At 64.4% G+C, this 11,395-nt stretch carries 13 protein-coding genes; 6 read left to right on the plus strand and 7 right to left on the minus strand.

Annotated elements, in window-relative coordinates:
- Positions 1-93 precede the first annotated feature (93 nt).
- From galU to LHJ54_RS02800, 6 genes are all read left to right on the plus strand, one after another.
- On the plus strand, positions 94-978 hold the full coding sequence (gene galU / locus LHJ54_RS02775) for a UTP--glucose-1-phosphate uridylyltransferase GalU (protein ID WP_228242419.1): 885 nt from the start codon (positions 94-96) through the stop codon (positions 976-978).
- A gap of 447 nt (positions 979-1,425) precedes the next feature.
- Entirely contained in the window at positions 1,426-2,130 is a 705-nt protein-coding gene (locus LHJ54_RS02780) for a chorismate mutase (protein ID WP_228242420.1), read from the plus strand.
- A gap of 4 nt (positions 2,131-2,134) precedes the next feature.
- Positions 2,135-2,704 (plus strand): prephenate dehydratase domain-containing protein, encoded by a 570-nt coding sequence (locus tag LHJ54_RS02785; protein ID WP_228242421.1) that lies wholly within the window; start codon positions 2,135-2,137, stop codon positions 2,702-2,704.
- Between the two features lie 91 nt (positions 2,705-2,795).
- The gene (locus LHJ54_RS02790) at positions 2,796-3,995 is read left to right on the plus strand and encodes a class I SAM-dependent methyltransferase (RefSeq protein ID WP_228242422.1); all 1,200 of its coding nucleotides are present in this window, start codon (positions 2,796-2,798) and stop codon (positions 3,993-3,995) included.
- On the plus strand, positions 3,992-4,381 hold the full coding sequence (locus tag LHJ54_RS02795) for a BREX-1 system adenine-specific DNA-methyltransferase PglX (protein ID WP_228242423.1): 390 nt from the start codon (positions 3,992-3,994) through the stop codon (positions 4,379-4,381). The genes LHJ54_RS02790 and LHJ54_RS02795 overlap by 4 nt, the downstream gene beginning before the upstream one ends.
- On the plus strand, positions 4,360-4,653 hold the full coding sequence (locus tag LHJ54_RS02800) for a DUF1330 domain-containing protein (protein ID WP_228242424.1): 294 nt from the start codon (positions 4,360-4,362) through the stop codon (positions 4,651-4,653). The genes LHJ54_RS02795 and LHJ54_RS02800 overlap by 22 nt, the downstream gene beginning before the upstream one ends.
- An 84-nt stretch (positions 4,654-4,737) precedes the next feature.
- Here LHJ54_RS02800 and LHJ54_RS02805 read toward each other — a convergent pair whose 3' ends face one another.
- From LHJ54_RS02805 to LHJ54_RS02835, 7 genes are all read right to left on the minus strand, one after another.
- Complete coding sequence (locus tag LHJ54_RS02805; RefSeq protein WP_228242425.1) at positions 4,738-5,328, minus strand: VOC family protein; 591 nt, start codon at positions 5,326-5,328, stop codon at positions 4,738-4,740.
- Entirely contained in the window at positions 5,325-6,497 is a 1,173-nt protein-coding gene (locus LHJ54_RS02810) for a CaiB/BaiF CoA-transferase family protein (RefSeq protein ID WP_228242426.1), read from the minus strand. Before LHJ54_RS02810 ends, LHJ54_RS02805 begins: the two co-directional genes overlap by 4 nt.
- Entirely contained in the window at positions 6,494-7,414 is a 921-nt protein-coding gene (locus LHJ54_RS02815) for a hydroxymethylglutaryl-CoA lyase (RefSeq protein ID WP_228242427.1), read from the minus strand. Before LHJ54_RS02815 ends, LHJ54_RS02810 begins: the two co-directional genes overlap by 4 nt.
- Entirely contained in the window at positions 7,411-8,019 is a 609-nt protein-coding gene (gene leuD / locus LHJ54_RS02820) for a 3-isopropylmalate dehydratase small subunit (RefSeq protein ID WP_228242428.1), read from the minus strand. Before leuD ends, LHJ54_RS02815 begins: the two co-directional genes overlap by 4 nt.
- The gene (locus LHJ54_RS02825; RefSeq protein WP_228242429.1) at positions 8,016-9,380 is read right to left on the minus strand and encodes a 3-isopropylmalate dehydratase large subunit; all 1,365 of its coding nucleotides are present in this window, start codon (positions 9,378-9,380) and stop codon (positions 8,016-8,018) included. Before LHJ54_RS02825 ends, leuD begins: the two co-directional genes overlap by 4 nt.
- Positions 9,381-9,487: 107 nt before the next feature.
- Positions 9,488-10,033 carry a DUF3598 domain-containing protein gene (locus tag LHJ54_RS02830; RefSeq protein ID WP_228242430.1) on the minus strand — a complete coding sequence of 182 codons (546 nt, stop codon included), beginning with the start codon at positions 10,031-10,033 and terminating at the stop codon, positions 9,488-9,490.
- Complete coding sequence (locus LHJ54_RS02835) at positions 10,030-11,289, minus strand: alpha/beta hydrolase (RefSeq protein ID WP_228242431.1); 1,260 nt, start codon at positions 11,287-11,289, stop codon at positions 10,030-10,032. Before LHJ54_RS02835 ends, LHJ54_RS02830 begins: the two co-directional genes overlap by 4 nt.
- Between the last annotated feature and the right edge of the window lie 106 nt (positions 11,290-11,395).

Below are 11,395 nucleotides of genomic sequence, written 5' to 3' on the forward strand. Positions count from 1 at the left end.
CCCGGTTCCGCGCAAGCCGGTGCGCCCGATCGCGGCGCCGGTTCGTGGTTACGCCGGTTGACGCCCCCCTTTGTCCCGGCCATCGATTTTGCGATGACCCTGCACAAGCCAATCCGCAAAGCTGTTTTCCCGGTTGCCGGGCTAGGCACCCGTTTCCTGCCTGCAACCAAGGCGATTCCCAAGGAACTGCTCCCCATCGTCGATCGCCCGCTGATCCAGTATGCCGTCGACGAGGCGCGCGAGGCAGGCATCGAGCAGATCATTTTCGTCACCGGCCGCGGGAAAACCGCCATCGTCGAACATTTCGACATCGCGTTTGAGCTGGAAGCGACGATGGCGGAACGCGGCAAGGACATGGCGGTGCTGGAGTCGACCCGCGCAACACCGGGAGACATCATCACCGTGCGCCAGCAGGTGCCGCTGGGCCTGGGCCATGCGATCTGGTGCGCGCGGGCGATAGTCGGCGACGAACCTTTCGCAATTCTCCTGCCGGACGAACTGATGGTGGCAGCGAAGGGGGGTGGCACAGGATGCATGAAGCAGATGGTGGACGCGTACAACGAAGTCGGCGGCAACCTGATCTCCGTGCTGGAAGTCGCGCGAGAGGAAGTGTCGTCCTACGGCGTTATCGATCCGGGCGAGGAGCATGGCGCGCTGACGCAGGTGCGCGGGTTGGTAGAGAAGCCGCCGGTAGACAGGGCGCCTTCCAACAAGATTGTGTCGGGCCGCTACATCCTTCAGCCCGAGGTTATGCGGGTGCTGGAAACCCAAGGCAAGGGTGCCGGGGGCGAGATTCAGCTTACGGACGCCATGGCCAAGATGATCGGCGTTCAGCCGTTCCACGCAGTCACCTTCGCAGGGCGCCGCTTCGATTGCGGCAACAAAACCGGGTTCGTGGAAGCCACGCTGGCGCTGGCGCTGGAACGCGAGGACATCGGACCGGACGTGCGCGCCATCGCCGAGAGGCTTCTGCGCTAGCTGCGCTCCCGCGCGTAAAGGAACATGGCCGTCTCCAGTGAGGATCGGGGAGGCGGTCGGTCGAACAATCTTCGCATGCGGTCGGCCGATCATATTAGAACCGTACGTCATATTCGCGCCAAACAATGCTGCGTTGAACCCTCCGAATGGGACATAAAGATTGACGCAGAGCTTGGCATCGGTAACATCGATGCGTTCCGCGCCATGCGGAGGAGTTCTGCGCCATGACCAACTTGAGAGACGCCCGGGCACCTCTTTCCGTCATTTTGGAGCTTTTCACCGCACGTTTCGGCTGCACTCAATATTGCCGGCGCGGATTGTTTAGCACCGGGCGCGCCTGACCCGCGCGCCGCTGCTCCGCGAAGCGGCCTTGTAGCTTCGCAACTCGACCCTCACGCGAAATGATGTGTGCGGCCACGCGTGCCGCCGACCGGAAAGCCAAACCCCATGCCCAGCAATGCTGCGCCTGCCATGGCCGCGCTGCGCGCGCAAATCGACCGCCTCGACACAGAACTGCTGCTCCTGATGGAACAGCGCCTTGCCCTTTCCCGCTCGATTGCCGCGGCGAAACGAAAGGAACCCGTTGCCCCAATGCTGCGCCCCGATCGCGAGGAGCAGGTCGTCGCGCGCCTTGCCGCGCAGGCGACCCGAATGCCCGAAGAAAGCATCGTCGCCATCTGGCGCGAACTGATGTCGCTCAATCTTCAGGCCCAGCGCCGGACCGAACTCGTGATTCACGCACCGCAGCATTTCGGCGGCATTGCCGGTCGAGCGAGCGCCCGCTTTGGCGTGTCGGCCCCTGTGGTGCATGTCGATACCGTATCCCAGGCACTGGCGAAGGCGCGCCGGTTCCACGCAATCGCCGTAATCGAGCTGAGCCAGCATGACGACTGGTGGAGAGTGCTGGCGCATGATGCGCAGCTGCGCATCATCGACGACCTGCGCGCACCTGGAGGACGCGGCTCGGCGCTGGCGATCGCCGCGGTTGAGGACAGCCACCTCCCCCGCACCCGTCGCTGCGAGGTAATCGAGGAGGGGGAACTGGTGGCAAGGCTGTGTCGCGGCGAAACGATCTGCCCCATAGCAGTCGCCGGAAATCTACGCCTTTGCATAGCGGAGAACCTCTCCTGGTCCAAGCAGGCCGCAGCCTGAGGTCATGAGGCGCCTGATTGCCTACGCAGGAGAGCCGGGCGCATTCGGGGAAGAAGCGTGCCTTGCCTGCTTCCCCTGCCTCGAACCTGTCAACCTTCCCGACTTCGCCGCCGTCGCCGCTGCTGTCGCCGCAGCGGCGGTCAGTGCGGGAGTGATCCCCGTACATAACAGCTGCGCCGGGGCGGTGCCCGGCGTCTCCGGCCTGCTGAAGAACCCCGACCTGCGGATCGCCGGATACCACCCGCTGCCGGTTGCGATCCACTGTGTTGGGCTCCCGGGAGCACGGCTCGACGACGTTGAGGAAGTACACAGCCATCCGGTCGCACTTCGGCAAAGCGGTCTTTTTCTGGCAAGCCTCGACGCAGTCTTGGTCGCTGCCAGTGACACCGCCGGGGCAGCGCGGCACGTGGCTTGGCTGGCCAATCCGGCAATGGTTGCGCTGGCATCCGCCCGCGCCGCGCGGATCCACGGCCTTACCGTCATCCGCGCGAATGTCAGCGATCAGATCGAAAACGTGACCACCTTCGCAATCATCGAAAAGGTGTCGCCCGCGTCCCATGACGAGCCGTGCTGAGCGAGCAGGAGCACTATTTGGCCCAGAAGGTGTAGCTTGACACATAAGCGTCCGGAGGCAAGGTTGTCCGGACAAGTTTAGGAGTGCCGCCATGCCCCCCGACGTGCCGCCACCTTACACCGCACTCACCCGCCACGCGATGCTGCCGCGCGCAGGCCATGACGAAGCGGCGAGGTTCAACTTCCTGTCGAACCTCAACCGCTATCTAGCGGAGATCGGGAGTCGGGGGAACCGGGCCGCTTACAACCAACGGGTTCTGCCTCGCTTCCTGGAGGAACATGGGCGCGAGCCGGAACACCGTTACGAAGTGCGTGCAGCCATGAACCGGGATCCCTTTCATCGTTTGTGGTCCGCGCTGAAGCGCAACTCGATGGAAATGCGGCAGCAGAACGGGCGGCAAATCGTCCTGCGGCAGCTGGACGAATACAATGCGCTTGCCCGGCAGTACAATGATGGGCGCGACACGCTGGAACTGGACGATAACGTGGCCACGCCAGCCTACCAGAACGCGGTCGACATTCACTGTATGCCTGGCAGCTATCATGGCGAAGAGGTGCCGGGAGACATATCGGCAGGCGCAAATTACGACCTCGGCCTGTTCGCCACCACGGCGGGAGGACTCGGCGGGTTGAGCGATGGCGGAGGGCAGGCGCTGGTTGCCTGGATACGCCGCGAACGCCCCGAGTGGGCGCCTCGCCGCATACTGGACCTCGGCTGCACCGTGGGTCACAACATAGTGCCGCTGGCGCAGGCATTCCCGGACGCAGAGGTGATCGCGATCGACGCCGCCGCGCCGGTCCTGCGCTATGGTCATGCGCGTGCGCAGGCGCTGGGCGTGCACAATATCCATTTCGTGCAGATGAACGCGGAAGATCTGTCCCGTTTTCCGGACGCGCATTTCGACTGGGTGCAGACAACCATGTTCCTGCACGAACTGTCCGCCCGCGCCATGCCCCGCATCCTCGCCGAATGCCACCGCGTGCTGGCACCCGGCGGCCTCGTTCTCCACCTCGAACAGCCGCAATACGCCGACGACATGCCGCTGTTCGAGCAGTTTCTGCGCGACTGGGACGCGTGGAACAACAACGAACCGTTCTGGACCGCCATGCACGGCGAGAAGCTTGAGGAAATCATGGCGCAGGCAGGCTTTTCTCCGGACGAACAGTTCGTCACCGGGGTGCGGGCGGTGGTCGACGAGACCGTCTTTCCTAGGGCCAGCGACAACGGGGCCGAAGATCACGGCCGCGCCGCCGTGTGGCATGCCTATGGCGCATGGAAGAAGGCAGCGTGAGCGAAAGCGATATCGATTGGGTGGCGCGGTCAGGAAAACGGGCCAAGGGCCGGAGACCGGAATACTTTGCCGATCCGGCCGTGGATCGGCTCACCTCCATCCTGATGGCGCTGGTGGGGGAAGTTTCCGCCTTGCGTGAAAGGCTCGACACTGTGGAACGACTGCTGGAGGCGAAAAATGCCATCAGCAGAGAGGACATCGAAGCATACGCGCCTGATCGCGAGGCGGGCGCGGAACGGGGGCTGGCGACAAAAGCCTTCGTCGCCCGCGTCCTACGCGCCGTGCAGCAGGAAGCCGAAGCGATCGAGGCGAACGATCCGCCGATCGAACATTGGGTCGAGGAACTTGGCCGGAAGGAACAGCCATGCCCGCCTACCTCATCATAACCGCGCACATCCACGACCGGGAGCGGTTCGTGTCGGGCTACGGCAAGGAGGCGGCACGGCTCGTTGAACGCTTTGGCGGCGAATACCTGTTGCGCGCGCCCGGAGCACAGAGCCTGGAAGGCAGCCATGGCGACGGCGCCTCTGTCGTGGTGTCTCGATGGCCGGACAAGGCCGCCGCCATCGGCTTCTGGAACAGTCCGGAATATGCCGAAGTGAAGCGGCTCCGCGGCGGCATCGCCGATTGCAACGTACTTCTGGTGGAAGCGCCCTGACATTTGTCGACCAAGAGCCGCACACGGGTCGCGCGTGCGGCATGCATCAAGGTGCCAATCCACCTGTCATGAAACCTCTGCAGTTCAGTCAAGGATCTGGTTCAATTCCACCAGAATGCCATCCGGATCAAAGAAATTGCAGCCTATCACGCGGATATCCGGCCCGTTGTTGCGCCCGGGATAGGTTTGCAGGCGCGGCTCGGCGGTGAAGATGACGCCGGGCACTCGCCGCGCCTTCTCGCAGCGGCCCGGCACATCATCCGTGTTCAGCACCAAGACCACATCCCCTGGCCCCATTTGCCGCGGATAAGGTCCCGGATCGGGCAATGGAGGGTCGGTCCACTGCATCAGGCCCACCCAGCCCACGAACGGATCATTGGCGTTGAGCAGAACCAGCCGGGCCTTGGCACCCGGCTCTCCCGCAGGAAGGGCAACACCCGATGTTTCCACCATCGTGTCGTAGTTGACCTGCAGGCCGATAACATCGCGATACAGGCTGAGGCTGCGCTCCATGTCGCGCACGATGATTGTCGCCCGACGCACATCAGTGGGCAGGCGCTCTGCCGGCGGCATTATTCCAAATGATCCACCCTGCCCACGTTGGCCCTCTACCCCGAAAGCGCTGCAGCCGGTCAGAAGCAGCAGAGCTAGGGCGAGCAGCGCCGCTCGCTTCATGATTGTTCCCCTTGGCCTAATTCCAGCAGTTCGTCGATCCGTTCATCGGTGTAGCCAAGCGTACGCAGGACTTCGCGCGTGTCCGCACCAGGACGGGGCAGATCACCTGCATCCGCAGGCCGGCAGCCGCCGACCTCCAACGGCAGGCGCGGCAGGCGGACGTCGGCCCCATCAGGCAGGCGGACTTCCTCCAATCCTCCGGCCGCCAGATGCGGGTCGGTGAACAGGTCCTCGGGGCGGTTGATCGGCGCAAAAGGAAGCCCCGTACCTTCCAGCTTGGCAATGACCTCTTCGCGCGTCATGCGGGCGATCATGGCGCGGATCGGCGGCAGGATCTGACCCCGCGCCGCGACACGCGCATTATTTTCCCTCAGCGACAGGTCTGCCCACAGATCGTCAAGGCCGAACAGGAGGCAGAATTTCTCCCACAGGGCATCGGTGACCACGCCGATAAACAAAGGCTCGTCCTGCGTTTCGAACACGTCATAGACCGCCCACGCTGAAACGCGCGCCGGCATGGGCGCGGCTGGCGTACCGGTCACCGCGAACTGCGCCATGTGCTGACCCACAAGATAGGCGGTGGTTTCGAACAGGCTGGCGACAACCTTCTGACCGCGCCCGGTCCGGTGCCGTTCTTCCAAAGCGGCAAGGATGCCGATCACGCCGAACATGCCGCCAGCGATATCGATGACGGAGGAGCCGGCGCGCAACGGGCGCCCGGGAGGTCCGGTCATGTAGGCGAGGCCGCCCATCATCTGCGCCACCTCATCCAGCGCAGTACGGTTCTCGTAAGGACCGGGTAGAAAGCCCTTTTCCGAACAGTATATCAGGCCGGGGTTGTCATGCCGCAACGTCTCCCAGCCCAGCCCCAGCCGATCAAGCGCGCCCGGACGATAGTTTTCGACCAGCACGTCGGCGCGCGAAACGAGATCAAGCGCTGCCTGCAACCCTTTGTCGCCCTTGAGATCGAGGCAGATCGACTGCTTGCCCCGGTTGAACATGGGGAAATAACCCGCGCCCGATCCCACCAGCCGCCTGGTCCGGTCACCGCCGATCGGCTCTACCCGCACCACATCCGCACCCAGAGAGGCCAGCACATGACCCACGACCGGACCCATCACCATGTGGGTGAACTCGACAACTCGGATCCCTGTCAGAGGCCCGCTCATCGCGCCAGCCTCGACTGGTAGTCCAGCATCGGTCCTGCATCGGGGGTAAAGCCGTACAGCGGCTCGCCAGGCAGCGCCTCTTCCACGATTGCGCGCACCCTCAGCAAGGCTTCAAGGTCGATGCCGGTCGTCAATCCCATGCTGTTCAGCATGAGCACCAGATCTTCAGTGACGATGTTGCCGGACGCACCTGGCGCAAAGGGACAGCCGCCCAGTCCGCCAAGCGACGCGTCAAAGGTGGTGATCCCTTCCTCCAGTCCGGCGACCACATTGGCGAGCCCGAGACCTCGCGTGTTGTGCAGGTGCAGCGTCGTTAGGCGTTCCGGTCCCACGGCCGCGCGCACGCTGCGGACCAGGCGCCGCACCTGGGCCGGGTCGGCATAACCGGTTGTGTCCGACAGGCTCAGTTCCTGCGCGCCTGCGTTTACGGCTGCCTCGGCCAGGCGCACAACCTGCGCTTCCGGCACCGCACCTTCGATGGTGCAGCCGAAGGCGGTGGACAGGCCTACGGTGAAATGAATTGCGGCATCGTTGGCGACGGCCGCGCAGGCGGCGATCTCTTCCAGCATCTGCGCATGGGTGCGGCGGACGTTCTTCACCGAATGGGCTTCCGACATGGAGAAGGGAACGCTCATCGCGTGCACTCCCGCCTGCGCCGCCCGGTCGGCTCCAACCGCGTTGGGCACCAGCGCCACCACGTTCAGCCCTGGGATGGTCAGGGCGTGAGCGACCACCTCGGCCGTGTCGGCCAATTGCGGAATAAGCGTGGGCGGAACAAAGCTGCCGACCTCGATTTCGCGCACGCCTGCGGCCGCTTCCGCGCTGATCCAGCGCTTCTTCGCTTCGGTTGGCATGATCCGGCCGACCGACTGCAATCCGTCGCGCAGCCCTACTTCGGAAACCAGTATGGCAGTCATCGGACCTGCCCCAGGTAGACCCACGGGCGCTCCTGCCGGTCCTGGCAGGTCCACCGCGCAATCTCGGACGATTGCTGCAGCGTCAGGTCGATGGCGTCGAGGCCGTGCATCAGCATTTCCTTTGCTTCCGCGTCTATGGCAAAGCTGTACGTCCGGCCGCCGGCCTGCACTGTCTGCGCTGCCAGATCGATCCTCACCTGCTGGCTGGCAAGCGCCTCCAGCACCGGGCGCGGAAGAGGCGCGGCAAGTATGCCATTGCGCAGGCAGTTGCTCATGAAGATGGGGGCGATGCTCTCTGCCAGCACCGCGCGGAAACCCCACTCGCCCAGCGCCCACACGGCGTGTTCCCGGCTCGACCCGCAACCGAAATTGGCTCCTCCCAGCAGAATGGCGGCATGGCGGTGCGCGGGCTGGTTGAGCACGAAATCTGGGTTCGGCGTCCGGTTGTCCGCATCGCTATACCGCCACGGTGCGAACAGCCCGTCGGCCAGTCCCGTGCGCCCGGTGAAGCGCATTTCGCGGCTTGGAATGATGATGTCAGTGTCGACATTGTCCTGCAACAATGGTGCAGCGACTGACGCAAGTGGCTGGGGAAAAGGACTCATCGCGCCAGTTCCCGCGGGTCCGCAATCACGCCCGCCACAGCGCTGGCGGCAACAGTCTCCGGGGATGCGATGTGGGTCCGCACACCCAGGCCCTGCCGTCCTTCGAAATTGCGATTGGTACTGCTGATGGTGCGGCTGCCTTGTGCAAACCCTTCCCCTCCTGCGTAGAAGCAGAGCGAACAACCGCTCATGCGCCATTCGAAACCGGCGGCCTCGAACACTGTGTGAAGTCCTTCGGCTTCCGCCTGACGTCGGACCTGCGAGGAGCCGGGCACGACGAGCGCCTTACGGATGGATGGGGCGATACGGCGCCCTCGCAGCAAGCGGGCCGCGCGGCGCAAATCGGTGATGCGCGCGTTGGTGCAGCTTCCGATGAAAGCGGCATCAAGCGGCACACCCGCGATTGGCTGGCCTGCGGCAAGACCAATGTATTCGTGCGCCCGCGCCGGACCATGCGGGACGACACCGGTGACGGGTACCGCCTGACTGGGCGAAGTGCCCCAGCTCACCATTGGCTCGACTTCGGCGGCGGCAAAAGTCAGTTCTTCATCGAACAATGCGCCGTGATCGGTGTGGAGAGTGCTCCAGTAAGGCTCCTCGAAGCTGGCGGGCGCGTGACCGCGGCCTGAAAGATAGGCGAAGGTCTGCTCGTCCGGAGCGATCAGGGCGGTCATGGCCGAAAATTCGGTCGCCATGTTGCACAGCGTCTGGCGCCCTTCCACGTCGAGCGCCGATACCGCGTCGCCCGCGAACTCCACCGCATGCCCGGTGCCGCCACCAGACCCGTGACGGGCAATCAGGGCCAGTGCCATGTCCTTGGCCGTTACTCCCGCCGCCAGAGCGCCGGTGAACGTGACCCGCATCGTCTTTGGCCGGGACAGCCGCAACGTGCCCGTCACCATCGCATGCTCCGCCTCGGAAGAACCGATGCCCCAGGCCAGCGCGCCGAATGCTCCTTGCGTGCAGGTGTGGCTGTCAGGCGCCACCAGCGTCAGGCCGGGTAGCACTACCCCCAGTTCCGGTGAGATGACGTGGACAATCCCCTGGTCCCGGTCGTTCACGTCGATGAGGTTGATGCCCGCCGCGAGCGCAGCCTCCCTTGTCTGCGTGATGAACCCCTCCCCACCCGGCATCAGAGTGCCGTCTCCCCGCCCGGGACGAGTGTCGACGATGTGGTCCATGACGGCGAAGACCCGCGCCGGATCACGCACGCTGCGGCCCTGCTCTGCCATGCGCCGCAACGCCGCGGCGCCGGTTCTTTCGTGCAGGAATACGCGGTCGATCGCGATAATGTCCGCGCCGCCGGGATTGCGGGCGACAATGTGCCGATCCCATATCTTGGCAAACAGGCTCCGCGGCATCAGCGCCGCGCCCTGTCAGAAAGACCTGCCGCGCGTTTCGGGAGCACGTCCGACGGAGGCCGCAACGACCTGCCGACAGCACGGAGCGCTGGTACGCGGCTGATCATCTAGCCTCCGAATCCGGATCCGTGCCCGAAGACAACCCGCCGCCCGGCGACTTCGGCTGCTTTCATCTCCTCGTCCATGCCGCGCCAGTCGCGGGTGACGAACCGTTCCTGGATAGCGGTACGCGTTTCCAGCATCCCATCCCTGATCCAGTGCCAGGTACGGCACCGGTTCTGCCCATCGTCGGAAATCTGGATTTGTTCATAGAGGTAAAGCGAGGCATCGCCGGTCCGCTGCCAATACAGCATCATCGTTCGATTGTAATCGTCCAGGGGAACCTCGGCCGCCCATCCCTGGATCAGCTCGTTGTCCCACCAGATGCGACCGTCACGATAAGTGGCAGGGAAGTCCCGAATTTCGTAGCGACCATCAGCCCAGCGATAATGGTTCGTCTGGTGGTATGGGTGGTCGCCCCCGTCCGTAATGCGGCACAACAACCGGCTGGCATGCTCGTCGATCTTTTCATTGGCAGCGTTGAAATAGGTGTACGTGCCGTCCCACACCCCTTCGTGCCGGGCAAGCAGCGGCATGGCCTCGCGGATGTTCATTGAGTCTCTCCGTTCAGTGTTTGCAGGTAGTGATGATAGGGGATCGCCGCATCCCCGGCGCGCAACCTGGCACGCGCCCTGCTGGCAATTGCCCCCGGCGCCAGTGCGGCTGGGTCGATCAAAATGGCGTGATCCTTGTCGGCGGAGTACCACGGCTGAAACAGCGCCTCGGCCCGTGCCGCGCCCCAGGCCCGCAAGAGGTGCGCACCAAACCGGTCAGGGGTGAGACAAGGATAGAGCTGCGCGGGATCGCCGGGCGGAGCGGGCGGAAACCTAATGCCGCGTACCTCAAGCTGCGCAGCTGCCTCGCGCATGATGCTGTCGATCGCGCCGAAGGCTTCGGACAGTCCGTGACCCGGCGCATCTATTGCCACCTCGCCCGCGAGCGGTTCAGCCAATTCACTGGCCGGCCGATGGAGCGCCAGGACTGCCGCGCCGCGCTCGCCGCGCCAATGGATCGTGGTGCCATGTATGCGCAGCCAGCCTTCTCTCTCATCTTCGGCCAGCGGTGGGCACAGCCCGCTGCCGCCGTGCTTCAGCAGGAATGCAAGGCTGTCTTCCTGATGCTGCGCTGGAGACGCAACCTTGCGCGCGACCCAACCGGCAGGCAAGTCACCCAATCGGCCTATGTGCGCTTGCAAGGGATCGCCGGCATAGGCGGTGATGAGTACCGGCGGCACATGGGCGTTGACCGGCGGGATGTCGCGCGGCGCGCGCAGGACCGCGCCGTAACCCGCACGGTAGGCATCGCCGGCGTCCAGCATCTCCATCACCGCCTGCTGCACCCGCGCCAGATCGGCATGGGCGCCCGGCAAGCGCGTCTCGTCCCGCAGGTCGAACCAGGGGAAGAACCAGCTTTGTTCCAGCATCCGGTTCCACAACCAGGCAAGATGCTCCCCATAGGGCGTAGGGCGGAAGGGCGGCAGGTAGCTGTCCCCGAACAGCGCCAGCTCGTCTGGTGTCCAGACGGCATAACCGCCGATGGCCAGGCAGACGAAGCGGCGGGGGTGCCGCTTGACTGCGGTCATCAGGATGATGCCGCCCGAATGGAAACCATAGGCCGGGCATTGCCGCACCCCGATCGCGTCGAGAGCTTCCACCAGCGCGTCGGCAAAGTCGGCGATGTCAGGCTCGCCGGGCAGGGAGTCCGATTGCCCGAACCCCGGCGTATCAGGCGCGATACAAGTGAAATGCCGCCCCCATTGCTCCATGAGGTCTACGTACTCGGCAGAGGAGCGTGGGCTTTGATGCACCATCAGCAGGGCGGGTCCGCGTCCGCAGCGGCGATAATGAACCCGCCGGCCCGAAGGCAAGGTTAGAATGTGCCTAGTTATCACACCGGCCAATTTGTCCGGACAAATT

The sequence above is a fragment of the Porphyrobacter sp. GA68 genome (assembly GCF_022605525.1).
Classification (GTDB): domain Bacteria; phylum Pseudomonadota; class Alphaproteobacteria; order Sphingomonadales; family Sphingomonadaceae; genus Qipengyuania_B.